General features: G+C 71.9%; 23 protein-coding genes and 1 tRNA gene. 12 read left to right on the top strand and 12 right to left on the bottom strand.

The genetic code is table 11. The annotated features are described in order from the left end of the window. Window positions 1–123 precede the first annotated feature (123 nt). Window positions 124–810, bottom strand: a complete 687-nt coding sequence (locus tag Talka_RS01375) for an RlmE family RNA methyltransferase (RefSeq protein ID WP_143889255.1) — start codon at window positions 808–810, stop codon at window positions 124–126. Window positions 811–856: 46 nt separating this feature from the next. Between Talka_RS01375 and Talka_RS01370 the strand changes: the two genes are divergently transcribed. Further along, the gene (locus Talka_RS01370; protein ID WP_143889253.1) at window positions 857–1339 is read left to right on the top strand and encodes a YhbY family RNA-binding protein; all 483 of its coding nucleotides are present in this window, start codon (window positions 857–859) and stop codon (window positions 1337–1339) included. 65 nt (window positions 1340–1404) lie between these two features. Beyond that, window positions 1405–3480 (top strand): M3 family metallopeptidase, encoded by a 2076-nt coding sequence (locus Talka_RS01365; RefSeq protein WP_143889251.1) that lies wholly within the window; start codon window positions 1405–1407, stop codon window positions 3478–3480. 41 nt (window positions 3481–3521) lie between these two features. Here the strand turns inward: Talka_RS01365 and rpiA are convergent, their stop codons facing one another. Continuing rightward, window positions 3522–4226: a ribose-5-phosphate isomerase RpiA gene (gene rpiA / locus Talka_RS01360; protein ID WP_143889249.1), complete on the bottom strand. Its 705-nt coding sequence runs from the start codon at window positions 4224–4226 to the stop codon at window positions 3522–3524. A gap of 48 nt (window positions 4227–4274) precedes the next feature. Between rpiA and Talka_RS01355 the strand changes: the two genes are divergently transcribed. Continuing rightward, a complete protein-coding gene (locus tag Talka_RS01355) occupies window positions 4275–5330 on the top strand; it encodes a quinone-dependent dihydroorotate dehydrogenase (protein ID WP_143889247.1) in 1056 nt (351 codons plus the stop codon). Window positions 5331–5441: 111 nt separating this feature from the next. On the opposite strand, the gene Talka_RS01350 is transcribed toward Talka_RS01355, so the two are convergent. From Talka_RS01350 to Talka_RS01330, 5 genes are all read right to left on the bottom strand, one after another. Continuing rightward, a complete protein-coding gene (locus Talka_RS01350; protein ID WP_143889245.1) occupies window positions 5442–6359 on the bottom strand; it encodes a universal stress protein in 918 nt (305 codons plus the stop codon). A gap of 5 nt (window positions 6360–6364) precedes the next feature. Beyond that, window positions 6365–8023: a cation:proton antiporter gene (locus Talka_RS01345; RefSeq protein WP_143889243.1), complete on the bottom strand. Its 1659-nt coding sequence runs from the start codon at window positions 8021–8023 to the stop codon at window positions 6365–6367. 83 nt (window positions 8024–8106) lie between these two features. Continuing rightward, window positions 8107–9243 carry an NAD(P)/FAD-dependent oxidoreductase gene (locus tag Talka_RS01340; RefSeq protein ID WP_143889241.1) on the bottom strand — a complete coding sequence of 379 codons (1137 nt, stop codon included), beginning with the start codon at window positions 9241–9243 and terminating at the stop codon, window positions 8107–8109. Window positions 9244–9247: 4 nt separating this feature from the next. Then, a complete protein-coding gene (locus Talka_RS01335) occupies window positions 9248–9754 on the bottom strand; it encodes a disulfide bond formation protein B (protein ID WP_143889239.1) in 507 nt (168 codons plus the stop codon). Window positions 9755–9769: 15 nt separating this feature from the next. Then, on the bottom strand, window positions 9770–10549 hold the full coding sequence (locus tag Talka_RS01330; RefSeq protein WP_143889237.1) for a ferredoxin--NADP reductase: 780 nt from the start codon (window positions 10547–10549) through the stop codon (window positions 9770–9772). A 260-nt stretch (window positions 10550–10809) separates the two neighbouring features. Between Talka_RS01330 and Talka_RS01325 the strand changes: the two genes are divergently transcribed. The 4 genes from Talka_RS01325 to Talka_RS01310 all read left to right on the top strand — a co-directional run bounded on the left by Talka_RS01325 (window position 10810) and on the right by Talka_RS01310 (window position 14581). Then, complete coding sequence (locus Talka_RS01325) at window positions 10810–11085, top strand: oxidative damage protection protein (protein WP_143889236.1); 276 nt, start codon at window positions 10810–10812, stop codon at window positions 11083–11085. Window position 11086: 1 nt separating this feature from the next. Then, window positions 11087–13054: a bifunctional tRNA (5-methylaminomethyl-2-thiouridine)(34)-methyltransferase MnmC2/FAD-dependent 5-carboxymethylaminomethyl-2-thiouridine(34) oxidoreductase MnmC1 gene (gene mnmC / locus Talka_RS01320; RefSeq protein ID WP_143889234.1), complete on the top strand. Its 1968-nt coding sequence runs from the start codon at window positions 11087–11089 to the stop codon at window positions 13052–13054. A 125-nt stretch (window positions 13055–13179) separates the two neighbouring features. Then, window positions 13180–13509 (top strand): ferredoxin FdxA, encoded by a 330-nt coding sequence (gene fdxA, locus Talka_RS01315; RefSeq protein WP_143889232.1) that lies wholly within the window; start codon window positions 13180–13182, stop codon window positions 13507–13509. A 10-nt stretch (window positions 13510–13519) separates the two neighbouring features. After that, window positions 13520–14581, top strand: coding sequence for an NAD(P)/FAD-dependent oxidoreductase (locus tag Talka_RS01310; protein WP_143889230.1), 1062 nt, complete (start codon window positions 13520–13522; stop codon window positions 14579–14581). Window positions 14582–14608: 27 nt separating this feature from the next. On the opposite strand, the gene thiD is transcribed toward Talka_RS01310, so the two are convergent. Continuing rightward, window positions 14609–15472 carry a bifunctional hydroxymethylpyrimidine kinase/phosphomethylpyrimidine kinase gene (gene thiD, locus Talka_RS01305; protein ID WP_143889228.1) on the bottom strand — a complete coding sequence of 288 codons (864 nt, stop codon included), beginning with the start codon at window positions 15470–15472 and terminating at the stop codon, window positions 14609–14611. A 43-nt stretch (window positions 15473–15515) separates the two neighbouring features. On the opposite strand from thiD, the gene Talka_RS01300 reads away from it, so the two are divergent. From Talka_RS01300 to Talka_RS01280, 5 genes are all read left to right on the top strand, one after another. Then, a complete protein-coding gene (locus tag Talka_RS01300; protein WP_143889226.1) occupies window positions 15516–16655 on the top strand; it encodes an FAD-dependent oxidoreductase in 1140 nt (379 codons plus the stop codon). After that, entirely contained in the window at window positions 16652–16861 is a 210-nt protein-coding gene (thiS, locus tag Talka_RS01295; RefSeq protein WP_143889225.1) for a sulfur carrier protein ThiS, read from the top strand. The genes Talka_RS01300 and thiS overlap by 4 nt, the downstream gene beginning before the upstream one ends. A 7-nt stretch (window positions 16862–16868) precedes the next feature. Beyond that, entirely contained in the window at window positions 16869–17675 is an 807-nt protein-coding gene (locus Talka_RS01290) for a thiazole synthase (RefSeq protein ID WP_143889223.1), read from the top strand. A 21-nt stretch (window positions 17676–17696) separates the two neighbouring features. After that, on the top strand, window positions 17697–18644 hold the full coding sequence (locus Talka_RS01285; RefSeq protein ID WP_143889222.1) for a thiamine phosphate synthase: 948 nt from the start codon (window positions 17697–17699) through the stop codon (window positions 18642–18644). Continuing rightward, window positions 18635–18710 (top strand) — tRNA-Asn (locus Talka_RS01280). Before Talka_RS01285 ends, Talka_RS01280 begins: the two co-directional genes overlap by 10 nt. A gap of 422 nt (window positions 18711–19132) precedes the next feature. On the opposite strand, the gene Talka_RS01275 is transcribed toward Talka_RS01280, so the two are convergent. The 4 genes from Talka_RS01275 to Talka_RS01260 form a co-directional block, all read right to left on the bottom strand. Then, the gene (locus tag Talka_RS01275; RefSeq protein ID WP_143889220.1) at window positions 19133–20314 is read right to left on the bottom strand and encodes a PLP-dependent transferase; all 1182 of its coding nucleotides are present in this window, start codon (window positions 20312–20314) and stop codon (window positions 19133–19135) included. Then, window positions 20302–20826, bottom strand: a complete 525-nt coding sequence (locus tag Talka_RS01270; RefSeq protein ID WP_143889218.1) for a phosphoribosyltransferase — start codon at window positions 20824–20826, stop codon at window positions 20302–20304. Before Talka_RS01270 ends, Talka_RS01275 begins: the two co-directional genes overlap by 13 nt. A 31-nt stretch (window positions 20827–20857) precedes the next feature. After that, the gene (locus tag Talka_RS01265; RefSeq protein ID WP_143889216.1) at window positions 20858–22246 is read right to left on the bottom strand and encodes an adenylosuccinate synthase; all 1389 of its coding nucleotides are present in this window, start codon (window positions 22244–22246) and stop codon (window positions 20858–20860) included. 61 nt (window positions 22247–22307) lie between these two features. After that, window positions 22308–23483: an ATP phosphoribosyltransferase regulatory subunit gene (locus Talka_RS01260; RefSeq protein ID WP_143889214.1), complete on the bottom strand. Its 1176-nt coding sequence runs from the start codon at window positions 23481–23483 to the stop codon at window positions 22308–22310. Window positions 23484–23516: the final 33 nt, after the last annotated feature.

Below are 23516 nucleotides of genomic sequence, written 5' to 3'. Positions count from 1 at the left end.
CCAGACGCCCAAGGGGCGCGACACTGCTGCATGTGAGGCCCATTGTAGGCGTTCTCAAGCGCACCACGCCGCCTTTGATGCGAAACCCTGGCTATCGCGCGGATAGCGTAGCGCCAACGGGCCTCAAGCTCTCAGACCGCGGGCGACGAGGAAGGTTTCCGCCGACTGGGGCCGCGACGCTTTCGGCTTGTGCGCCTTGACGGTCTGAAAGTGCTGGCGCAGCAGCCGCACCGCGGCGTCGTAGGCGCCGCCGTGGAACACCTTGACCACCAGCGCCCCGTCGGGCTTGAGGTGCCGCAGCGCGAAGTCCGCCGCCAGCTCCACCAGGTGCTCGATGCGCGCCGCATCCACCTCCTCGATGCCGCTCAGGTTCGGCGCCATGTCCGACACCACGAGGTCCACCGCGCGTTCGGGCGCCGCCCCCAGCGCCGCGCGCAGCGCAGCCTGCAGCGCCTGCAGCGTCGCTTCCTCGCGGAAGTCGCCCTGCAGCAGGTGCACGCCATCGATCGGCTCCACCGGCAACAGGTCCACGCCGACGATCACCCCGCGCACGCGCGGCCGCCCGTCCGGCCCCGGCTGCGTGCCGAGGCGGCGGCGCAGGTACTGGCTCCACGCCCCCGGCGCGCAGCCCAGATCGACGATGACCTGCCCGGGCCGCACGAGGTGGAACGCCTCGTCGAGCTCCTGCAGCTTGTAGGCCGCGCGCGCGCGGTAGCCCTCCTGCTGCGCGCGCCGCACCCACGGGTCGGTAACGTGCTGCTGGAACCAGGCCTTGTCGACCTTCTTGCTTTTCGTGCGGACCTTGACCATGGCCCGCACTATATCGGCCACGCACCGCCCGCGGGATAATCGCCCCATGCCTGCCCTGAACCTGACACCTGCCGAGCGCGCCGCCCACCGTGGCGCGGCCCACCACCTCGAGCCAGTCGCGATGATCGGCGCCGGCGGCCTGACCGATGCCGTCGTCGCCGAAATCGACGCGGCGCTCAAGGCGCACGGCCTCATCAAGGTGCGCGCGCTGGCGGGCGACCGCGCCCAGCGTGAGGCGTGGCTGGCCGAGCTGGCCGAGCGGCTCCACGCCGCCCCGGTGCAGCACATCGGCAAGCTGCTGGTGCTGTGGCGCCCCAAGCCGGCCAAGGAGAAGGCCGCCGACCCGCAGCGCAAGCCCGGCCCGCGCGAATTCAAGGTCATCAAGCCGGCCAAGCAACCGGGGCGCCGGCCTGATATCAAGACCGTGCGGGTGCTGGGCAACCAGCGCCTGACGCCGGGCGGCCTGGTCAAGAAGGCCAAGAAGCGCCAGAAGAGCGCGAAGAAGGCCGCCGCGGCCCGCAGCGGCTGAAGCGCCCGGTGCGCCGCCGCCCCTGCGGCGCGCGCGGGCGCGCCAGCCGTGGCATGCTTGCGGGCATGAACACCCGCACCGACCCTTCCCTGCTTGCCAACCCGCTGCTGGACTTTGACGGCCTGCCGCGCTTCGACGCCGTGCGGCCCGAGCATGTCGAGCCGGCGCTCGAGGCGTTGCTGCACGACGCCGAGGCGGCGCTGGCGCGCGCCACCGCGCCTGACTTTCCCGCCGACTGGCGCGAACTGGCGCGCACGCTGGACGTGGCCACCGAGCGGCTCGAGCGCGCCTGGGGCGTGGTCGGCCACCTCAACGCCGTGGCCGACACGCCCGCGCTGCGCGCCGCCTACAACGCGCTGCTGCCGCGCGTCACCGAATTCTGGACGCGGCTGGGCGCCGACGAGGCGCTCTACGCCAAGTACAAGGCGCTGGACGAGGCGGCGCTGGACGCCGTGCAGCGGCGCGCGCGCGAACTGGCGCTGCAGGGCTTCGTGCTCGGCGGCGCCGAGCTGCAGGGCGAGGCCAAGACGCGCTTTGCCGCCATCCAGGAGCGGCAGGCGGAGCTTTCGCAGAAGTTCAGCGAGAACGCGCTGGACGCCACCGACGCCTGGACCTACGACGCCAGCGAGGAGGAGGTCGCCGGCCTGCCCGACGACGTGCGCGCCAGCGCCCGCGCCGCCGCCGAGGCCGCCGGCCAGCCGGGGCGTTATCGCCTCGGCCTCAAGCTGCCAGTCTATCTGCCGGTGCAGCAGTTCGCGCACCACCGGGCGTTGCGCGAGCGGCTCTACCGTGCCTACGGCACGCGCGCCAGCGACCAGGCCGAAGGCGAGCTCAAGCGCTTCGACAACGGCCCCCTGATGCGCGAGCTGCTGCAGCTGCGCGCTGAAGAAGCGCGGCTGCTGGGCTTTGCCAGCTTTGCGCACCTGTCGCTCGAGCCCAAGATGGCCGAGACGCCCGAGCAGGTGATCGGCTTCCTGCGCGACCTGGCGCGGCGCGCGCGCCCCTTCGCCGAGCGCGACGTGGCCGACATGCGCGCGTTCGCCGCGCGGCATCTGGGCCTCGCGGACCCGCAGCCGTGGGACTGGACCTACATCGCCGAGCGGCTGCGCGAGCAGCGCTACGCCTACAGCGAACAGGAGGTCAAGCCCTACTTCCCGCTGCCGCGCGTGCTGCAGGGGTTGTTCGAGCTGGTGGGCCGGCTGTTCGAGCTGCGCATCGTGCCGGACGAGGCGCCGGTGTGGCACCCGTCGGTGCGCGTGTTCCGGCTGGAGCGCGACGGCGCGCTGATCGGTCACTTCTACCTTGACCCCAGCGCCCGCGCTGGCAAGCGCGGCGGCGCTTGGATGGATGAGGTGCGCAGCCGCTGGCGCCGCCCGGACGATGGCCGGCTGCAGACGCCAGCGGCGCACCTGGTCTGCAATTTCGGCGCAGGGACCGACGGCCGCGCGCCCCTGCTGACGCACGACGACGTCACGACGCTGTTGCACGAATTCGGCCACGGCCTACACCACCTGCTGACGCGCATCGACGAGCACGACGTGGCCGGCATCCGCGGCGTCGAATGGGACGCGGTGGAGCTGCCCAGCCAGTTCATGGAGAACTTCGGCTGGGACTACGAGGCGCTGCAGGCCCTGAGCGGCCACGTGGACACGGATGAGCCGCTGCCGCGCGCGCTGTTTGACAAAATGCTGGCGGCGCGCAACTTCCAGAGCGGGCTGCAGCTGCTGCGGCAGGTGGAATACGCGCTGTTCGACATGCGGCTGCACCTGGAGGGCGCCCCGGACGGCGACGTGATGGCGCTGCTGGAGCAGGTGCGCGACGAGGTGGCCGTGCTGCGCCCGCCGGCTTGGCACCGCATGCCGCACACCTTCAGCCACATCTTCGCCGGCGGCTACGCGGCCGGCTACTACAGCTACCTGTGGGCCGAGGTGCTCAGCAGCGACGCCTTCGCCGCGTTCGAGGAGGCCGCCGCCGCGGGCGGCAGCGTGCTCGACGCGGCCACGGGGCGGCGCTTCCGGCAGGAGATCCTGGAGGTCGGCGGCAGCCGCCCGGCGCTGCAGTCGTTCGTCGCCTTCCGCGGCCGCGAGCCGCGCATCGACGCGCTGCTGCGGCACAAGGGGCTGGCAGGCGAGCCGGTCTGAATGGGCGCACGGGGCACGGCGACCCGCCGCGGCCCGGCGTCTCAGCGCCCGGGACCGTCGAACGTGATGGTGCGCACGCCCTCGGGCGTGCCGAGCAGGCAGACGTGCGCGCGCTGGTGCGCGAACACCCCCACCGTCACCACACCCGGCCAGTCGTTGACCATGCTCTCGAACGCGGGCGGATCGGTGATCGCAAGCCCCGTCACGTCCAGGATGTGCTGGCCGTTGTCGGTGACCAGCGGCGCACCGTCGCGCAGGCGCACGCGCGCGGTGCCGCCGAGTGCGGCGAACTGGCGGATGATGCGCTGCGCGGCCATCGGGATCACCTCCACCGGCAGCGGAAAGCGCCCCAGCACCTCCACCCACTTGCTCTGGTCGGCAATGCAGACGAAGCGGCGCGCCTGCGCGGCGACGATCTTTTCGCGCGTCAGCGCCGCGCCGCCGCCCTTGATCATGAAGCCGCGCGGGTCGATCTCGTCGGCGCCGTCAATGTAAACCTCCAATTCCTCAACCTCGTTGGCGTCGAAGACGCGGATGCCGTGCGCGCGCAGCCGCTGCGTCGTGGCCTCGGAGCTGGACACCGCGCCGATGATGCGCTCGCGCTGCTGGGCCAGCGCATCGATGAAGCAGTTGACGGTGGAGCCGGTGCCGATGCCAATGATGCGCCCGTGCCCGATGTAATCCAGCGCGGCGCGGCCCACCAGGGCCTTGAGTTCGTCCTGCGTCGTTGGGGTGGCGGCGGTCATCGGCTCGGCTCCTCGGGTTGTGGTGGGTTGGGATGCGACAATTATCCGATGAGCTGGATCCCCTACGCCGCCGCCCGCGCCGTCCTGTTTCGCCTCGACGCCGAGGACGCCCACGATCTGACGCTGCGCTGGCTGGAGCGCGTGCAGCACACCCCGCTGATGCGCTGCCTGGCCGATGCGCGCGTGGACGACCCGGTGCAACTGGCCGGCCTGCGGCTGCCGAACCGGGTGGGGCTCGCGGCCGGGCTGGACAAGAACGCGCGCTGCATCGACGCCTGGGCGGCGCTGGGCTTCGGCTTCGTCGAGGTCGGCACCGTCACGCCGCGGCCGCAGCCCGGCAACCCGCGCCCGCGGCTGTTTCGCCTGCCGCAGGCGCAGGCGCTGATCAACCGCTTCGGCTTCAACAACGAGGGGCTCGAAGCCTTCGTCGGGCACGTGCGCGCCAGCCGCGTGCGCCGCGACGGCGCTGCCGCCCTGGTGCTGGGCCTCAACATCGGCAAGAACGCCGCCACGCCGATCGAGCGCGCGGTGGACGACTACCTGCTCGGCCTGCGCGGGGTGTACGCGCACGCCGACTACGTCACCGTCAACATCTCCAGCCCCAACACCGCCAACCTGCGCCAGCTGCAGAGCGACGCGGCGCTGGAGGGGCTGCTTGCGGCCCTGATGCAGGAGCGTGCGCGCCTGGAGGACGCGCACGGCGCGCGCAAGCCGCTGTTCGTCAAGATCGCGCCGGATCTGGACGAGGCGCAGATCGGCGCCATCGCCGAGGCGCTGCAGCGCCACGGGATGGACGGCGTCATCGCCACCAACACGACGCTGGCGCGCGAGGCGGTGCGCGGCCTGCCCCACGCCGAGGAAGCCGGTGGACTGTCGGGCGCGCCGCTGGCCGAGGCGAGCAACCGGGTGATCGCCGCGCTGCGCGCGCGCCTGGGGCCCGGCTACCCGATCATCGGCGTCGGCGGGATCTTGAGCGGCGCCGACGCCGTGGCCAAGCTGCGCGCCGGAGCGGACGCGGTGCAGCTCTACACCGGCCTGATCTACCGCGGCCCGGCGCTGGTGGGCGAGGTGGCGCAGGCGCTGCGGACGGCGGGAAGGATCTGAAGGCGACACCGCGTCGGCGAGGATCAAGTCACGATCCTGGCGCTGCGCCATCAGAAAGAAGCCGGCTTTTGACCCCAGCCGCGGCATACACCGCGGGCCGAATCGCCAACATCAAACGTCGTCGGCCCGCGCCGGTGACAGCAGCACGTCGCACGGCGCCTCGGCCAGCACGTGCTTGGTGACGCTGCCGAGCAGCAGCTCCTCGGTGGCGCTGCGACCGTGCTTGCCGATGATGACGAGGTCGCTGCCGCGGCGCTGTGCCTCCTCGACGACGGCGGCGGCGGGGTCGCCCTCGTGCAGCAGCGCCTGGTAGCGCGACGGCACCCAGCCGGCGCGGTGTGCCAGCGCGTGCAGCTCGGCGCTGGCGTGCTGGCGCGCGCGCTCGCGGTAGCAGGCGATCACCTCGTCGTCCACGCCGGCAAAGCGCAGCTTCTCCTCGAACGGCACGGTGTAGACGTGCAGCAGCTCCACCGCCGCCTGCGGCGCCAGGCGCTGCGCCAGCGCCAGCGTCGGCGCCGACCAGGCGGAAAAATCCACCGGCAGCAGCACGCGCCGGTAGGCGTCGCGCGCCGGCGTGCGCACCACCAGCAGCGGATGGGCGGCCTTGCGCAGCAGCCGCTCCGAGGTCGTGCCCAGCAGCAGGCGGCGCAGCGGGTTGCCGCCGCGCGCGCCGACCACGATGCAGCGCGGCTGCAGCCGCTGCGCCACGGCGACGATCTGCGCCACCGGGTGCCCCTCGATCACGCACGGGTGCACCGGCACGCCGTGCGCTGCGGCCAGCGCCTCGGCGCGCTGGGCCAGCGTCGCCTCGGTCTGGCGCAGCACGCGCTCGGCCCCGGCGGTCGGCCCCATCCACTCGCGCAGCGCCTGCAGCCAGTCGTGCGCCAGCACGTGCAGCAGCACCAGCGCGCAGCCCTGCTCGCGCGCCAGCCGCGCCGCCCGCGCCTCGGCCAGCGCCGCGCCGTCCGACAGGTCGGTGGCCGCCAGCACCGCCTGCGGCGGCGCCTGCTCGCAGGTCGCCTGATCCATCGTCGTCATCCTCCTTGCGGGGTTGCCCCCAGCAGTCCGTGCAGCCGCTCGGCGGCGTGCGCCGCGCCGTCCTCGAACGGCCGCAGCACCCAGCCGACGCGGTGCCCGCGCAGCGCCGCGCCTGTCTCGGCGTCGCGCACCGTCACCGCCACCTGCCCATCGTAGCCGGCCTGCCGCAGCGCGTGCAGCAGCGCGCGCACCGACGCCGCCAGCGGCAACGTCACCACCACCCAGCGCACGCCGCTCAACGGCAGGCCCTCGATGAAATCGACGTTCTCGGCGTCGCCGTAGAGCACCGGCAGCCCGGCGCGCTGCAGGTGGCGCACCGCCTCGGGGTCGTGATCGACCCCGAGCACGCGCACGCCGCGCGCGTGCAGCTGGCGCAGCAGCTCCACCCCATAGCGGCCCAGACCGAAGATCACCACCTCGGGCCGCAGCTCGCCCGCGCCGTCGTCGGGCTGCAGCTCGCGAAACGGCCGGCGGCGCTCGAACACGCCGAGCCACGGCGCCAGCCGCTCGTACATTGGCTGCGAGTACAGGATCATGTAGGTGGACAGCGTGATCGTGACCAGCCCCACCAGCGTCGTCAGCCCCAGAGCCTCCACGCCGACGTGGCCGAGCGAGATGCCCATCGCGACGAAGACGATCGAGAACTCGCTGATCTGCGCCACCGTCAGCCCGGCGAGGAACCCGGTGCGCTTGCGGTAGCCCATCCAGCCCATGATCGCCATCACGATCAGCGGGTTGCCGACCAGCACGAACACCGACAGCGCCAGCGCCGCCGGCAGCTCCTGCCCGAGCGTGGACAGATCCAGCTCCGCGCCCATGTGGATGAAGAAGAACAGCAGCAGGAAGTCGCGCACGCCGCCCAGGCGCGCGTGGATCGCCTCGCGGTAGGCGGTGGAGGCCAGCGTGAAGCCGGCGATGAAGGCGCCGGCCTCCATCGAAAAACCGGCCCATTCCCCCAGCGCCGCCAGCGCCGTGCCCCAGGCCAGCGCGAACACCAGCAGCAGCTCCTGCGAGCGCGCCATCGCCGCCACCAGCCGCGGCAGCACCCAGCGCATCAGCGCCGCGACCAGCGCCACCGCCACCGCCAGCCGACCCAGCAGCGACAGCAGCACCGGCCCCCAGGCCACCTCCTGCCCTTGCGGGGCACGCAGCGCGCTCATCGCCATCATCGCCAGCACCACCGCCAGGTCCTGCACGATCAGGAAGCCCACCGCGATGCGGCCGTGCAGCGTGTCGAGCTCGCGCTTGTCGGTCAGCAGCTTGACGATGATGATGGTGCTGGAAAAGGTCAGCGCCACCGCCACGTAGAGCGCCGTCATCACGTCCTTGCCGAGCAGCAGCACCAGCACGAAGCCGCCGGCGATCGTGAACGCCAGCTGTCCCAGACCCGTGGCCAGCGCCACCGGGCCGATGTGGCGCACCTGGTGCCAATCGAGCTTGAGGCCGACGATGAGCAGCAGCACCGTCACGCCGATCTGCGCCAGCAGCGCCACCTGGTCGTGCGCCTTGACCAGGCCCAGCCCGGCCGGCCCCAGCACCAGCCCGAGCACCAGATAGGCGATCAGCACCGGCTGGCGCAGCCGCACGAACACCGCCCCCGCCAGCGCGGCGATCAGCAACAGCGCGGCCAGCTCGGCAAACGGCGTGAGTTCCATGCCTGAACGAGCCGTCGCGGCGGGGGGTGGTTCCCGCCCGCTGCTTGACGAAGATCAAGGACGCGCACTGCGGCTGGAACCGATCAGGCGCCGGCGAGCCGCCGCACCACCTCCTCGCCCAGCGCCAGCGCGGCGGTCAGCCCCGGCGACTCGATGCCAAGCAGGTGCACGAGCCCCGCATGAGCGTGCTCGGCCGGGCCTTCGACGCGAAAATCGGGCGCCGGCTCGTGCGGGCCGTGGATCTTGAGCCGCACGCCGGCATAGGCCGGGCTCAACGCCGCCTGCGGCAGGCCCGGCCAGTAGCGCCGGATCGCCTGCACGAACGCGGCTCGCCGCCCCTCGTCGACGGCGTAGTCCAGCCGCGCCGGGTCATCGGCGTCGAGCCACTCCAGGTCGGGGCCGAAGCGCACCTGCCCCGCCAGGTCGAGCGTCAGGTGGATGCCGAGCCAGGCATCCTGGGGCGCCGGATAGACCAGGCAGTCCGCCGGGGCCGGAGCGCGCAGCGCGAAGTAGTGCCCCTTGGCGTAACGCGGCTGCGGCCAGCGCGCCGGGTCGGGGCCGGCCACCGCGCGCGCCACGTGGCAGGCCCACAGGCCGGCGGCGTTGATGAGCACGTCGGCCTGCAGCGCAAACGCCTCGCCCTGCAACGTGCGGCCGCGCACGCGCCAGCCGCCCTGCCCCGCGCGGCCCAGCGGCTCGGCGCCCTCGAACACCGACCCCAACGCCAGCAGGCCGCCGGCGCGCTGCAGGTCGCCCAGCAGCGCCTGCATCAGGCCGTGGCTGTCGACGATGCCGGTGGTCGGCGACGCCAGCGCCGCCTGCACCCGCAGCGCCGGGGCGCGCCGCCGCACCTCGTCGGCCGAGCGCCAGTGCACCGGCACGCCGTTGGCCTCGGCGCGGCGCTGCAGCGCCTCCAGCGCCGGCAGCTGCGCGTCCTCGGTGGCCACCACCAGCTTGCCGCAGATGCGGTGCGCCACGCCGGCGCGCGCCGCGTAGTCCAGCAGCGCGTGCTTGCCCTGCACGCACAACCGCGCCTTCAGCGACCCGGGCGGGTAGTACAGTCCGGCGTGGATCACCTCGCTGCTGCGCGAGCTCACCCCCTGGCCGATGGCGCGCTCGCGCTCCAGCACGACGACCTCGCGCCCGGCGCGGGCCAGCGCGCGCGCCGCCGCCAGGCCCACCACGCCCGCGCCGACGACCAGCGCTCCGACCCGCTCCATGGCGCTAGCGCCGCCGCCCCAGCGCCAGCCCGGCCAGCAGCACCGTCGCCAGCGCGACGAAGTTCAGGAACGACCAGTTGGCGATCGTCAGGCCCAGCAGCGTCCAGTCCACCGCGCTGCAGTCACCCGTGCCACGGAAGATCATCGGGATCGCACGGCGCAGCGGAAACGCCTCGATCATGCCGTAGAAATCGCGCCCGCAGGTCTGGATCTCGGGCGGGAACCACTGCAGCCACGACTGCCGAGCCGCCACGAACACCCCGAACCCGGCCAGCGCCGCCGCCAGCGCCTGCAGCGCCAGCCGGCCCGCGCGCGGCAGCAGCGCCGCCGCAAGCGCCAGCAGCGCCACGCCGACCAGCGCGTAGCGCTGCACGATGCACATCGGGCACGGCTCCAGCCCGACCCCGTGCTGCAGGTAAAGGCCGAAGCCCAGCAACCCCAGGCACCACGCCACCACCGCGGCCGGCAGCGCGCGGGGGTGGTCGGCCAGCCAGCGCAGCGCAGCCTTCATCGCGGTGCCGTCCGCTCAATTCGCCTCGGCGAACGCGCGCTCGATGACGAACTGCCCCGGCGTGCTGGTGTTGCCCTCGACGAAACCGTAGCGCTCGCACATCGCCTTGAGGTCGCGCAGCATCGCAGGGCTGCCGCAGATCATCACGCGGTCGGTCTCGGGGTTGAGCTGCGGCAGGCCGAGCTCGCGCGCCATCTGGCCGCTTTCCACCAGCTGCGGGATGCGCCCCTGGCGCTCGAACGGCTCGCGCGTCACGGTGGGGTAGTAGCGCAGCTGGCGGCTGACCATCTCGCCGAGGAACTCGTGCTGCGGCAGCTCCCGGGTGATGTAGTCGCGGTAGGCCAGCTCCGCCACCAGCCGCACGCCGTGCACCAGGATGACCTGCTCGAAGCGCTCGTAGGTGGCGGGGTCGCGGATGATGCTCATGAACGGCGCCAGCCCCGTGCCGGTGCCGAACAGATACAGGTGCTTGCCCGGCAGCAGGTAGTCGATCACCAGCGTGCCGGTGGGTTTGTGGCCGACGATGATGGGGTCGCCAGGCTGGATGTGCTGCAGCCGGCTCGTCAGCGGCCCGTCCGGCACCTTGATGCTGAGGAACTCCAGGTGCTCCTCATAATTGGCCGACACGATGCTGTAGGCGCGCAGCAGCGGCTTGCCGTTTTCCAGCCGCAGGCCGATCATCGTGAACTGCCCGTTGAGGAAGCGCAGGCCCGCGTTACGCGTGGTGGTGAACGAGAACAGCCGGTCGGTCCAATGGTGCACGCTCAGCACGCGCTCTTCGTCAAACGCGCTCATGATGACAACGCAGTGGGTGGCAACAAAAACCCCGCCTCCAAAGAGCGGGCCAGTCGAGGTAAGGTTACGCGTCCCCGGAAATAGCGTGTTGATGGGGGTCAACTCCCCTAACCCTCCCGTGGAGCGCAACCGTCGGCTACAGTGATGGATCGAGTCGAATCCTACCAAAGCCCAAATCCAATCTCGTCTCGAGCGATATCACTTGAGGTTATGTTGGGCAGTTATTCCCTTTGGCGTGCAGATTCAAGGAGTTGATCCCCATGGCGCGCATGGTTCGATGCATCAAACTCGGCATTGAAGCCGAGGGCTTGGATTTTCCGCCCTACCCCGGCGAGCTGGGCAAACGCATCTACGACAACGTCAGCAAGCAGGCGTGGCAGGACTGGCTGCGCCACCAGACCATGCTGGTCAACGAGCACCGGCTGAACTTGGCCGACGCGCGAGCGCGGCAGTATCTGGCCCGCCAGATGGAGAAGCACTTTTTCGGCGACGGCGCCGACATCGCCCCCGGCTACGTGCCTCCCAGCGCCGCTTGAGGTGGTTGGCGTCGTTGAATGGCAGCCTGACGGCACGCCACGCAGCCTTCTATACGGCGACCTCTACCGCTCCCGCGGCACCGACGGGCTGGGCGGGCTGGCGCAGGCACGCCACGTTTTCTTGCGCGGCTGCGGCCTGCTGCCCGATGACGGCCAACCACCGGCGTGGGCCGGCGCGGCGCGCTGGCACGTGCTGGAAAACGGTTTTGGGCTTGGCCTGAACTTTCTGGCCACGTGGCAGGTCTGGCGGGACGATCCGTCTGCCCCGCCGGCGCTGTTCTACACCGGCATCGAGGCGCACCCTTGCAACGCCGAAGACATCGTGCGCAGCGCAGCGCCGTTTGCGCCCCTGCAGCCGTTGGCCGCGCGGCTGGCCGCCGCTTGGCGCGGACTGCTGCCCGGCGTGCACCGCTGGACGTGGACGGATGCCGGGCCGGATGGCGCGCCGCGAACCCTGCACCTGACGTTGTGCGTCGGTGAAGCGGCGCGGTGGCTGCCGGCGCTGGATGCGCCGGTGGACAGCGTGTTCCTCGACGGCTTTGCCCCGGCGCGCAACCCGGCAATGTGGACGCCCGAGGTGCTGCGCGCGGCGGTGCGGGCGTGCCGCCGCGGCGCGCGGCTGGCGACCTGGAGCGTGGCGCGCGCGGTGCGCGACGGGCTCGCCGCCGTCGGCTGCCGGGTCAGCAAAGCCGCGGGCCTGCCGCCCAAGCGCGAATGCCTGCGCGCCGTGTTCGACCCGCCCTGGGAGCCACGACGGCCACTGCGCGCGCCGCTGCCGTGGGGCGAACGCGCCGGGCACGCGGCGGTGGTCGGCGGCGGGCTGGCCGGCGCGGCGGCGGCCTACAGCCTGGCGCGGTGCGGCTGGCGCGTTACGGTGCTGGACCGCGCCGCGGAGCCTGCCGCCGGCGCCTCCGGACTGCCGGTGGGCTTGCTCGCGCCCCACACCTCCCCAGACGACGCGCCGCTGTCGCGGCTGACGCGCGCCGGACTGGCGCTCGCGCGCCAGCGCGTGCAAGCGTTGCTCGTCGAGGGCCTGGACTGGGGCGCCAGCGGCGTGTTGGAGCACCGTGTCGAAGACAAACACGCCCTGCCGCCGGCTGAACAATGGCAGCCCTGGGGCGAGGATTGGAGCCGCCCAGCCACCCCCAGCGAGCGCGCCGCCGCCAGCCTGCCCCCTGAGGCGTCGGCGCTGTGGCACGCTGCCGGCGCTTGGCTGCGCCCGGCGCGGCTGGTGCAGGCGCAGCTGGCGGCTGCGGACGCCGCGTGGCGCGGCGGCGCGGAGGTGACGGCACTGCTACCGATGCCATCCGGTGGCTGGCGGCTTCTTGGGATTGCAGACGCGCCGCTGCTGGAGGCCGACCTCGTCGTGCTGGCGGCTGGCCCTGCCACGCGCGCCCTGCTGCGGACGCTCGGCGCGGACGTCCCGCTGCACGCGCTGCGCGGCCAAGTCGCCTGGGCGCCCATGGCCGATCTGCCCCCCCACATCGGCGCGGCGCTGCCGGCGTGGCCGGTCAACGGCCATGGCTCGCTGGTGGCTGGCGTGCCGGCCGGCCCGCAGGGCGAACCGATCTGGTGCATGGGCTCGACCTTTGTGCGTGGCCGCACCGACACCGTCCCCACCGCCGAGGAGCACGCCGCCAATTTCGCCAAGCTGCAACGCCTGCTGCCCAAGATCGCAAACCAACTCGCGCCGCATTGGCCACAAGCCCAAGCCTGGGCTGGCGTGCGCTGCACGCTGCCCGATCGCTTTCCCGCGGTCGGGGCGGTGGATCCGCAGCGCTTGCCGGGTCTGCACATCCTGACCGGGCTGGGCGCGCGAGGTTTGACGCTGTCGGCGCTGACCGGCGAGGTGCTGGCGGCTGAATTGCATGGCGAGCCATGGCCGCTGGAGTCCGTTTTAGCGGAAAAACTGCTGGCGCGACGTTGGAGCGTGCCGGCGACGTCGATCGAGCCGGCTTCTGCTGGGTAAGCCCCTGGGCTGGATGGCCTCATGCGGCCATGGCCACACCGGTCAAGCCTACAATTCACCACCCATGCTAGGCGGCGCCCCGTGCGAACCTGCGCGGCAGCGGCCCGTTGAAGGAACTCCACACCATGACCCACGTCGTCACCGAAGCCTGCATCGCTTGCAAATACACCGACTGCGTTGATGTCTGCCCGGTGGACTGCTTCCGCGAGGGCCCCAACTTCCTGGCCATCGATCCGGATGAATGCATCGACTGCGCCGTCTGCATCCCCGAGTGCCCGGTCGGCGCCATCTACGCCGAGGAAGACGTGCCGCGCGACCAGCAACACATGATTGCCCTCAACGCCGAGCTGGCCAAGCTGCCGACCTGGAAGAGCATCACCAAGCGCAAAGCGCCGCTGCCCGACGCCGACAAATACAAGGACATGACCGGCAAGCTGCACCTGCTGCAGCGCTGACCGCCACCCGATGGGCGCTGCGCACACCGCCATCGACACCGACGTCGCCGTCATCGGCGCCGGGCCGGCCGGGCTGTGGGCGGCGTTCCAGCTCGGCCTGCAGGAGCTGCGCACGCACGTGCTGGACAGCCTGCCGCACGCCGGCGGGCAGTGCGCTGAGCTGTACCCGGACAAGCCGATCTACGACGTGCCGGCCGCGCCAGCGCTGGCGGCGCACGAGCTGACGCAGCGACTGCTGCAGCAGCTGGCGCCGCTGAACGTGCCGCTGCACCTGGGGCAGGTCGTCACCTCCCTGCAACCGATCGAAGGAGACGACCCGCAGGCCGCCCCGCGCTGGCGGCTCGGCACCGACGGCGGGCTTGTGCTTACGGCCCGCGCGGTCGTCATCGCCGCCGGGGTCGGCGCCTTTCTGCCACGCACGCTGCCAGTGCCGGGGCTGCAGGCGTGGGAAGGCCGGCAGGTGTTTCACCGCGATCCGCCGGACGGCGCGTGGCTGGACCGCGAGGTCGTGGTCGCCGGCGGCGGCGAGGCCGCGGTGCGCCTGGCGCTGCGGCTGGCGCAGGGCGGTGCCGCGCGCGTCACGCTGCTGCACCGCACCGACCGCTTCGCCATCGACGCTGCGCTGGACGAGCAGCTGCAGTCGGCCCTCGGCGCCGGTGGCGTCCGGCTGTGCCTGGGCCAGCCGATCGCGGCGCTGGCTGCGGACGATGGCACGCTGCAGGCGCTGGACATCGCCACCGCGCGCGACGAGCGCTTCACGCTGCCGCTGGATCTGCTGCTGCCGCGGCTCGGGCTGCACCCGCGCCTCGGGCCCATCGCCGATTGGGGGCTGGCGCTGGAGCGCAAGCATCTGGTGGTGGATGCCGCCACCCTGCAGACCTCCCGCCCCGGCATCCATGCGGTCGGCGACATCGTCCACTACCCCGGCAAACGCAAGCTGGTCGTCTGCGCGTTCCACGAGGCGACCCTGGCGGCCTTCGCGATCGCCGAGCGCCTGCGCGGCGGGCCGGTGCCGCTGGAGTACACGACCACCAGCCCGCGCCTGCTGGCCCTGTTGCGCGGGGTGGGCTGAGGGCGCCGCGGACGGACCGCCAGGCCGTCAGCGCAGCAGCCGCATCGGCGCCGGCGCCCAGCCGTGGTTCAGCGGGCCGCTGCCCTGCCCGGTGCGCACGTGCGCGCCGGCCTGCAGCGCCCCGCGCACCCAGCCATGCGCGGACTGCACCGCTTCCTCCAGCGTCTGCCCCAGCGCCAGGAACGCGGCGATCGCCGACGACAGCGTGCAGCCGGTGCCGTGCAAATTGGGGCTGGCGATGCGCTCGCCGCGCAACCACGTCCAGTAGGCGGGTGGCTCGCCGGCCAGCGCCAGCAGGTCGGTGACGACCTCGCCGCGCAGATGCCCGCCCTTGATCAGCACCGCACGCGCCCCGCGGCCCAGCAGCTCGGCGGCCGCGGCCTCCAACTGCGCCTCCTCGGTCAGCGCGCGGCCGAGCAACAGCCCGGCCTCATCGAGGTTGGGCGTCACCAGCGCCGCGCGCGGGAACAGCTCCGCCACCAACCGCTCGATCGTGGCCGGCTCGATCAACGTGTCGCCGCTGGTGGCCACCATCACCGGGTCGAGCACGACGTGGGGCAGCCGGTAGGTGTCGATCGCCCAGGCCACCGCCTCGACGATGTCGGACGCGTGCAGCATGCCGATCTTGACCGCGTCCACCCCGATATCCTCCACCACCGCGGCGATCTGCTCCTTCAGGAACGAGGCCGGCACCGGGTGGATCGCACGCACGCCCAGCGTGTTCTGCGCCGTCAACGCCGTGATCGCCGTCATGCCGTAGCAGCCCAGCGCCGCGATGGTCTTCAGGTCGGCCTGGATGCCGGCGCCACCGCCGGAGTCGCTGCCGGCGATTGACAGCACACGCGCGTAGCGCCAGGGTTGGGGGTGAGCCAGCTCGTCGAGGTGCGACATAGGTCAAATCATACGGCGGCAGGGCTGGGTTACGATCAGGGTTATGCCTGCTGCCAACACCGTGCTGATCCTGGGAGCTGGCCTGCTGGGCCGGATGCTGGCCGTGACGCTGGCGCGCGCCGGCTGGCGCGTGGAAGTGGCCGAGGCCGCCGCCGACGCGCAGCAAGCCGGCGGCGCCGCCCGCGTGGCCGCGGCGATGCTGGCGCCGCTGGCGGAATCGGCGGTTACCGAGCCCAACGTCGTCGCGATGGGCCGCTACGCGCTGCCACGCTGGCGCGAGCTGTGTGCGAGCCTGCCGACGCCGGTGTTTTTTCAGCAAAACGGCACGCTGATCCTGTGGCACCGGCAGGATGCGCGCGAGGCCACCCGCTTCGAGGCGCTGCTGCGCGACACCGCGGCGCGCCTGCCGGATCTGCCGACGCCGCAGCCGCTGGATGCGGCCGCGCTCGCGGAGCGCGAGCCGGCGGTGGCGGGCCGCTTCGCGCAGGGGCTGTATCTGCCGGACGAAGGCCAGCTCGATGGCCGCCAGCTGTTGCAAGCGCTGCTCGCGGAACTGCACCAGCGCGGCGTGCCGATCCACTGGGACCGAGCGATGACGCTGACGCAGGCGCAGGCGTGGCAGCGCGACCACCCCGGCGCCTGGGTGCTGGACTGCCGGGGCCTGGGCGCACGTGACGAATGGCCGCGCGACGCCGCCCCCGGCGCCGGTCCGCTGCGCGGCGTGCGCGGCGAAGTCGTGCGCCTGCACGCGCCGGACGTGACGCTGCAGCGCCCCACGCGGCTGCTGCACCCGCGCTACCCGATCTACATCGCGCCCAAGGAACACCACCTGTTCGTCATCGGTGCCACCGAGATCGAGGCCGACGACCGCTCGCCCGCGAGCGTGCGCTCGACGCTGGAGCTGCTCAGCGCCGCCTACGCCGTGCACCCCGGCTTTGCCGAGGCGCGCATCCTGGAGCTCAACGCCGAGTGCCGCCCGACCCTGCCGGACAACCTGCCGGCGGTGCGGCTGGCCGGCCCACGCGCAATGCAGATCAATGGCCTCTACCGCCACGGCTACCTGATCGCCCCGGCGGTGCACGACGCCGTCGTGGAATTCATCCAGCACGGCACGCGCACGCTGGCCGGGCGGCTGGGCCTGACCTTCGCGGGGCACGAGTGCGCCGCCGAGCAACCGGCATGAACGTGGAACTCAACGGCCGCCCGCTGCCGCTGCCCGACGGTGCCACCGTGGCCGACGCGGTGGCGTGCGCCGAGCGCGAGCTGAACCTGCGCCCGCCCTTTGCCGTGGCGCTGAACCTGCAGTTCGTGCCACGGGCACAATACGCCGCCATCCCCCTGCGCGAAGGGGACCGCCTCGAAATCATCACCCCGATCACCGGGGGCTGACCCCGCCATGACCGATACCAACGACGACGATGCGCTGACGCTGTACGGGCAGCCCTTCGGCTCCCGCTTGATGCTGGGCACCTCCCGCTACCCCTCCCCCGCCGTGCTGGAGCAGGCGGTGCGCCGCGCGCGCCCCTGCATGCTGACCGCCTCGCTGCGCCGCCACGGGGCGCTTGGGGCCGACGCCAGCCACGGCTTCTGGCAGCTGCTGCAGCGGCTGGCCATCCCGGTGCTGCCCAACACCGCCGGCTGCCACAGCGTGCAGGAGGTCATCACCACCGCCGAGATGGCGCGCGAGGTCTTCGCCACCGACTGGATCAAGCTGGAGCTGATCGGCGACGACTACACGCTGCAGCCTGATACGCTGCAGCTGCCCGCCGCCGCCGCCGAGCTGGTGCGCCGCGGCTTCAAAGTGCTGCCCTATTGCACCGAGGACTTGGTGCTGGGCCAGCGCCTGCTGGATGCAGGTTGCCAGGCGTTGATGCCGTGGGCGGCGCCGATCGGCACCGGGCAAGGCCCAGTCAATCCTTACGCTCTGCGGCTGCTGCGCGAGCGGCTGCCGGACGTGCCGCTGATCATCGACGCCGGCCTCGGGCGGCCCTCGCACGCCTGTCAGGTGATGGAGTGGGGGTTTGATGCCGTGCTGCTCAACACCGCGGTGGCGCTGGCGCGCGACCCGGTGGCCATGGCCGGCGCGTTCGCCGACGCCGTGGCGGCGGGCCGCGCAGCTTACCGTGCTGGCGCGATCGAGCCGCAAATCGCTGCCCAACCCAGCACGCCGGTGCTCGGCACCCCGTTTTGGCACCAGACCTGATCGATCCAAGCCCCAAACCCCATGCCGCGTCATCCAACCGTTGCCAACCCTGAAGCGGCGGTGGCCGCGCTGGTCGCCGCCCACGCCGACAAGGCCATCGAACGCGACGCAGCCCCGGACGCGCACGCCGCCGACGGCAGCATCTACGCCGTCACCTACGCCGCCGCGCGGCGCCTAGGCTTCGTGCCGGACGACGCCGCGGTGCTGGCCAGCGCCTGGGTGCGGCGCGCCGCGCGCCTGGGCTTTGACCCGCGTGACTGGCCGGATGAAGCGGTGGACGACTTCGGCCTGACGGCGCACCCACAGCCGTTTGCGCCCTGTCCGCACGAACTGGGCCTCTATGCCGTGCTGCCCGACGCCGCCTGGGTGGCGCGCATGGCCGCTGCCGGTGTGCCGACGCTGCAGCTGCGCTTCAAGCACCACGACCCGGCCCGCATCGCCGCGGAGGTGGAAGCCGCGGTGCGCGCCGTGCAGGGCACGCCCGCGCGCCTGTTCATCAACGACCATTGGCGCGCGGCGCTACAGGCCGGCGCCTACGGCGTGCACCTGGGCCAGGAAGACCTGCAGGCGCTCACGCCTGACGACATCGCCGAGCTGCGCGAAAGCGGCTTGCGGCTGGGCATCAGCACACACGGCTACGCCGAGATGGTGCGCGCCTGGCGACTGGGGCCGAGCTACCTTGCGCTCGGCGCGGTTTACCCGACGACGCTGAAGGCCATGCCGACCGCCCCGCAGGGCCCGGGGCGGCTGCGCGCCTACGCTCGGCTCGCGCGGGCGGTGCCGACGGTGGCCATCGGCGGCATCGGGCTGGAGCAGCTGCCGGAGGTGGCCGCAAGCGGCGTCGGCTCCTTCGCCGTGGTGCGTGCGCTGGTGCAAGCCGCCGACCCCGAGGCCACAGCGCGCGAGCTGATGCAACGTTGGCAGGCCCTGCGCAGCGGCTATAATGCAGGGCTGTCCGTTCCCCGATAGCTCAGTCGGTAGAGCGCCGGACTGTTAATCCGTAGGTCCCTGGTTCGAGCCCAGGTCGGGGAGCCAACCGCACTCCCTCATCCAAGCCCGCCGTCAGCGGGTTTTTTCGTGTCCGAGGGGTAGGCTGCGCGGTTTGAGAAGGCCTGATCAATCCTCGCCTCTGATGCGGGCTCACGGCACGTTTTGCTTACCGGCTGTGCGCACTGCGACCGGCTGGCGACTCTCTACAAGACGGGACATCGGTCTCAGCCGGCTGCGAGACAACCGGCTGCCTCTTTCTGACGCCTGCATGATGGCGGAAAATTGGGCTGCCACAATCGTCATCAGGGGACTGCTTCTCCAAACAGGGATATAGGCCCCTCACGCAGTCGCACGTCTGCAACCTGACAAGAAGCCTCGAGTTGGGATGGCTGGGCTTCAGCCAAGAGGCCCAACCAGCGATGGGATCGCCAGGCAGGAGCCCTTCCCCTGGTTTGTTTTCCGCCACGTCATCCAAGCTTTCGCCAAGCTTGGGCCAAGTCCTGGCGCAAATCCTCTACGTCCTCCAATCCGATCGCCAGCCGCACCACGCGCGGCGCGTGCGGCCATGGGCGCTGGCGCATGGCGGGGATGTCGTACGGCATGCACAGGCTGACCGGCCCCGCCCAGCTGTAGCCAAGGCGAAACAGCCGCAGCGCGTCGCAGAAGGCGTCGACGCGCTGCGGCGCCACGTCCGGCTCGAAGACCACGGTCAGCAGCGCCGCCGCCCCCCGCGCCAGGCGCCGCCAGTGCTCGTGGCCGGGCGAGCCGGGCAGCGCCGGGTGCAGCACGCGCGCCACGCGCGGCTGCCGCGCCAGCCACTGCGCCAGCGTGCGGCAGCGTTCGTCCTGCGCGCGGTAGCGCAGCTCCAGGCTCGGCAGCCCGCGCAGCACGGCTTCGGCGTCGTTGGCGCCGACACCCAGCCCCAGCCGCATGTGCGTCATCAGCAGCGCGTGGTGCAGCGCCTCGTCGCGCGTGCACACCGCCCCCATCAGCACGTCGGCGCCGCCGCTGGCGTATTTGGTCAGCGCCTGCATCGTCACGTCCACGCCCCAATCGAACGGCTGGTAGGCCACGCCGGCGCCCCAGGTGTCGTCCAGCGCGGTGACGATGGGGCGCGTGCGCCCAGCGTTGGCGCGGCGCACCACCTCCACCAGCGCCGGCACGTCCGGAAACTCCAGCGTCACCGAGCCGGCGGCCTCCAGCCACACCAGGCGCGTGCGCTCGCCGATCGAAGCGGCCAGGTCGGCCGGATCCATCGGGTCGTAGATGCGGTGCGTGATGCCCCAGCCGGCCAGCTCGTGCTGCGCCAGCGCCAGGTTCGGGCCGTAGGCGTGGTCGGGGATCAGCACCTCGTCGCCGGCGCGCAGCAGCGCCAAGTCCACCAGCGCGATCGCGGCCAGGCCGCTGGGCGCCAGCACGCAGTGGCGCGCGCCCTCCAGGGTGGCCAGCCGCTCCTCCAGCGTGAAGGTGGTGGGCGTGCCGTGCAGGCCGTAGGTGTAGCCGCTCTTGTCCTGCCAGCGCCGCGTGCGCAGCGCCGCCACGTTCGGGAAAAAGACGGTGGAAGCCTTGTGCACCGCCACCGGCGCAGCGTCGAAGCCGTCCGGCGCGCGGTACGGGTGGTGGATCAGGCGGGTGCTCAGACCTTCCATTTGGCCAGCAGCTGCTCGGGCCGCAGGTTGTCGTAGCACTCGAACGGCTGGTGGATCCAGGGGTTGGTCGGCAGGTATTCGACCGAGTAGTCCGGCGTGAAGATCGACACCGCCTTGGTCCAGATGACGGCGGTGCGCAGCTCGGTGATCGGCGCGTAGTGGGTGCGCAGCAGCTCCACCACCGCCTTCAGCGTATGGCCGGAGTCGGCCAGGTCATCGACCAGCAGCACGCGGCCGGCGATCTCCCCCTTGGGCGTGGTGATGTAGCGCGCGATGTCCAGCTGGCCGCGCACCGTGCCGCCGCCCGCGCGGTAGGAGCTGGTGGACATGATCGCCAGCGGCTTGTCGAAGATGCGGCTGAGGATGTCGCCGGGGCGCATGCCGCCGCGCGCCAGGCACAGAATGGTGTCGAAATCCCAACCCGAAAGATGAATCTTGAGCGCAAGCTTTTCGATCAGGTTGTGGTATTCCTCGTAAGAAACGTACAGGTGCTTGCCGTCTTCGGTCAGCATGGCGGAGGCCTTTCGCGGCGCGGGCCGAGGATCAGGCGGCGAAGGGGTGCCGCAGCAGGATGGTATGGTCGCGATCCGGGCTTGTCGAGATGACGTGGATCGGCACGCCGATGGCGGCCTCGATGCGCTCCAGATAGCGGCGCGCGTTGGCCGGCAGGTCCTCGTAGCGGGTGATGCCGGCGGTGGGCTCGCTCCAGCCCGGCAGGGTCTCGTAGATCGGCTCGCAGCGCGCGATCTCGTCCGCCCCGAGCGGCAGCAGGTCGATCTCGCGCCCGTCCAGACGGTAGCCGACGCAGAGCTTGAGCTCCGGCAGGCCATCCAGCACGTCCAGCTTGGTGATGCACAGGCCCGACAGGCCGTTGACCTGCGCCGAGCGCTTCAACAGCGCGGCGTCGAACCAGCCGCAGCGGCGCGCACGTCCCGTGGTGGTGCCCTTCTCGGCGCCGACGGTGGCCATGTGCCAGCCGGGCGTGCCCTCGGTCTGCCAGTCGAGTTCGGTCGGAAACGGCCCGCCGCCGACGCGCGTGCAGTACGCCTTGGTGATGCCGAGCACGTAGTGCAACAGCCCCGGGCCGACGCCGGAGCCGGCGGCGGCGTTGCCGGCCACGCAGTTGCTGGAGGTCACGAACGGGTAAGTGCCGTGGTCGATGTCCAGGAGTGTGCCCTGCGCGCCCTCGAACAGCAGGTTGGCGCCGGCGCGGTGCGCGTCGTTGAGCTCGCGCGAGACGTCGGCCACCATCGGCAGCAGCTGCTCGGCCTGGCGCATCGCTTCCTCATAGACCGGCTCGAAGCGCACGCGTCCGCGCTCGATGTAGGGTGCCAGCGCCGGGCTCCACTCCAGGCTTTCGGAGCCGAGCAACGTCACCAGCACGTGGTTGTGCAGCTCCAGCAGCTCGCGCAGCCGCTCGGCGAAGCGCTCGGGGTAGCGCAGGTCCTGCACGCGCAGCGCGCGGCGCGCCACCTTGTCCTCGTAAGCCGGGCCGATGCCGCGGCCGGTGGTGCCGATCTTGGCCGCGCCAGCCTTTTCCTTGGCGGCCTCGCGCGCCACGTCCAGCGCCGCATGGAACGGCAGGATCAGCGGGCAGGCTTCGCTGATGCGCAGGCGACTGCGCACCTCGACGCCCGCACGCTCCAGCCCTTCGATCTCCTCCAGCAGCTTGGCTGGCGACAGCACCACGCCATTGCCGATGTAGCACTTCACGCCCGGGCGCATGATGCCGCTCGGGATCAGGTGCAGCGCGGTCTTGACGCCGCCAATGACCAGCGTGTGGCCGGCGTTGTGGCCGCCCTGGAAACGCACCACGCCGTGCGCGGTCTCGGTCAGCCAATCGACCAGCTTGCCCTTGCCCTCGTCACCCCACTGGGTGCCGACCACCACCACGTTGCGCCCCGGCTGGGGCTGAAAAGCTCGGTTCGTCATCACTCGTGTCCGTCCCAGGCGGCCAGCGGCCATTCATCAGGGGGGGTGCCACGGCGCGGCGTCACGGCGCCGCCAGCGGCTGCACGACCCAGGCGCCGGCGCGCAGCACCAGCTCGCGGTCGCAGGCGAACTCGTCCACCTCGTGCTCGTGGCCCGGCAGCACGCAGACCACCGTTTCGCCCTGCGCGCGCAACGCCGCCACGGTGGCGCGCAGCGCACGGTCGTCATGCCGCCACGGCGCGCGGATGGCGGCGCGCAGGGGGGCAGCGGGCACCAAGCCAACCAGCGACTTGACGTCGAGGCTGAAGCCCACCGCCGGACGTTGGCGCCCGAAAGCCGCGCCCACTGCGTCGTAGCGCCCGCCGCGCGCGACTTCGCATCGCCCTTGCGCCCCGCCCAGCACCGAGAAGCGCACCCCGGTGTAGTAGGCGTAGCCGCGCAAATCCGCCAGATCAAACGTGACGCGCGGCGGTGTTTCCAGCTCGCGCAACCGGTCGTGCAGCCAGCGCAAATCGTCCAAGGCCGCCTCCAACGCCGGGTTGGAAGGCAAGCGGCAGGCAGCCTCGGCCAGCACCTCCACGTCGCCCCACAATTGCGGCAACGCGCGCAAAGCGTCCCGCACCGCGCGGGGCAATTCATGGGTCAGGGCATCGAGCGTGGCGACGTCCTTGGCGGCCAAGGCATGGTGCAACGCCGTCACTCGCGCCGCGGGCAAGGCGCAACCCTCCAACACAGCTTGCACCACGCGCACATCGCCCAAATCCACCTGCAAGTGCGCCAACCCGGCGCCACCCAGCGCATCCAGCGCCAGCTCCAGGATTTCGAGCTCGGCCTCGCGCCCGGCATGGCCATAGATCTCCGCACCAAATTGCAACGGCTCGCGCGTGCCATGCACGCCGCCGGCGCGCGTGTGCAGCACCGGGCCGCAGTAGCACAGGCGCGTGACCCCCTGGCGGTTGAGCAGGTGAGCGTCGATGCGCGCCACCTGCGGCGTGGTGTCGGCGCGCAAGCCCAACATGCGACCGGACAGCTGATCCACCAACTTGAAGGTCTGCAGCTCCAGCGCCTCGCCGGTGCCGGTCAGCAGCGACTCCAGATACTCCAACAGCGGCGGGATGACGAGCTCGTAGCCGTAGCGGCGCGCCGCCTCCAGCAGCGTTCGGCGCAGCTCCTCCAGGTGACGCGCCTCGGAAGGCAACACATCGGCAATTTGATCCGGCAGCAGCCAGGCGGACATCGTGGACACGCAAGCAACACAACAAAGTCGGCG

Source organism: Tepidimonas alkaliphilus (genome assembly GCF_007556595.1).
In the GTDB taxonomy this organism is placed as follows: Bacteria; Pseudomonadota; Gammaproteobacteria; order Burkholderiales; family Burkholderiaceae_C; genus Tepidimonas; species Tepidimonas alkaliphila.
The sequence above is the reverse complement of the archived record's forward strand: the minus strand, read 5'-3'. Positions and strand labels throughout refer to the sequence as shown.

Excerpts from the sequence above, each read along its gene's own strand:
- Talka_RS01265 (WP_143889216.1), bottom strand. The coding sequence starts at position 22,246 with ATGACGAACCGAGCTTTTCAGCCCCAGCCGGGGCGCAACGTGGTGGTG.
- Talka_RS01285 (WP_143889222.1), top strand. The coding sequence starts at position 17,697 with ATGCCGCGTCATCCAACCGTTGCCAACCCTGAAGCGGCGGTGGCCGCG.
- Talka_RS01365 (WP_143889251.1), top strand. The coding sequence starts at position 1,405 with ATGAACACCCGCACCGACCCTTCCCTGCTTGCCAACCCGCTGCTGGAC.
- Talka_RS01355 (WP_143889247.1), top strand. The coding sequence starts at position 4,275 with ATGAGCTGGATCCCCTACGCCGCCGCCCGCGCCGTCCTGTTTCGCCTC.
- Talka_RS01340 (WP_143889241.1), bottom strand. The coding sequence starts at position 9,243 with ATGGAGCGGGTCGGAGCGCTGGTCGTCGGCGCGGGCGTGGTGGGCCTG.
- Talka_RS01330 (WP_143889237.1), bottom strand. The coding sequence starts at position 10,549 with ATGAGCGCGTTTGACGAAGAGCGCGTGCTGAGCGTGCACCATTGGACC.
- rpiA (WP_143889249.1), bottom strand. The coding sequence starts at position 4,226 with ATGACCGCCGCCACCCCAACGACGCAGGACGAACTCAAGGCCCTGGTG.
- Talka_RS01270 (WP_143889218.1), bottom strand. The coding sequence starts at position 20,826 with ATGCTGACCGAAGACGGCAAGCACCTGTACGTTTCTTACGAGGAATAC.
- Talka_RS01325 (WP_143889236.1), top strand. The coding sequence starts at position 10,810 with ATGGCGCGCATGGTTCGATGCATCAAACTCGGCATTGAAGCCGAGGGC.
- Talka_RS01370 (WP_143889253.1), top strand. The coding sequence starts at position 857 with ATGCCTGCCCTGAACCTGACACCTGCCGAGCGCGCCGCCCACCGTGGC.
- fdxA (WP_143889232.1), top strand. The coding sequence starts at position 13,180 with ATGACCCACGTCGTCACCGAAGCCTGCATCGCTTGCAAATACACCGAC.
- Talka_RS01345 (WP_143889243.1), bottom strand. The coding sequence starts at position 8,023 with ATGGAACTCACGCCGTTTGCCGAGCTGGCCGCGCTGTTGCTGATCGCC.
- Talka_RS01300 (WP_143889226.1), top strand. The coding sequence starts at position 15,516 with ATGCCTGCTGCCAACACCGTGCTGATCCTGGGAGCTGGCCTGCTGGGC.
- Talka_RS01310 (WP_143889230.1), top strand. The coding sequence starts at position 13,520 with ATGGGCGCTGCGCACACCGCCATCGACACCGACGTCGCCGTCATCGGC.
- Talka_RS01260 (WP_143889214.1), bottom strand. The coding sequence starts at position 23,483 with ATGTCCGCCTGGCTGCTGCCGGATCAAATTGCCGATGTGTTGCCTTCC.
- Talka_RS01375 (WP_143889255.1), bottom strand. The coding sequence starts at position 810 with ATGGTCAAGGTCCGCACGAAAAGCAAGAAGGTCGACAAGGCCTGGTTC.
- Talka_RS01335 (WP_143889239.1), bottom strand. The coding sequence starts at position 9,754 with ATGAAGGCTGCGCTGCGCTGGCTGGCCGACCACCCCCGCGCGCTGCCG.
- Talka_RS01275 (WP_143889220.1), bottom strand. The coding sequence starts at position 20,314 with ATGGAAGGTCTGAGCACCCGCCTGATCCACCACCCGTACCGCGCGCCG.
- Talka_RS01350 (WP_143889245.1), bottom strand. The coding sequence starts at position 6,359 with ATGGATCAGGCGACCTGCGAGCAGGCGCCGCCGCAGGCGGTGCTGGCG.
- thiS (WP_143889225.1), top strand. The coding sequence starts at position 16,652 with ATGAACGTGGAACTCAACGGCCGCCCGCTGCCGCTGCCCGACGGTGCC.
- thiD (WP_143889228.1), bottom strand. The coding sequence starts at position 15,472 with ATGTCGCACCTCGACGAGCTGGCTCACCCCCAACCCTGGCGCTACGCG.
- Talka_RS01290 (WP_143889223.1), top strand. The coding sequence starts at position 16,869 with ATGACCGATACCAACGACGACGATGCGCTGACGCTGTACGGGCAGCCC.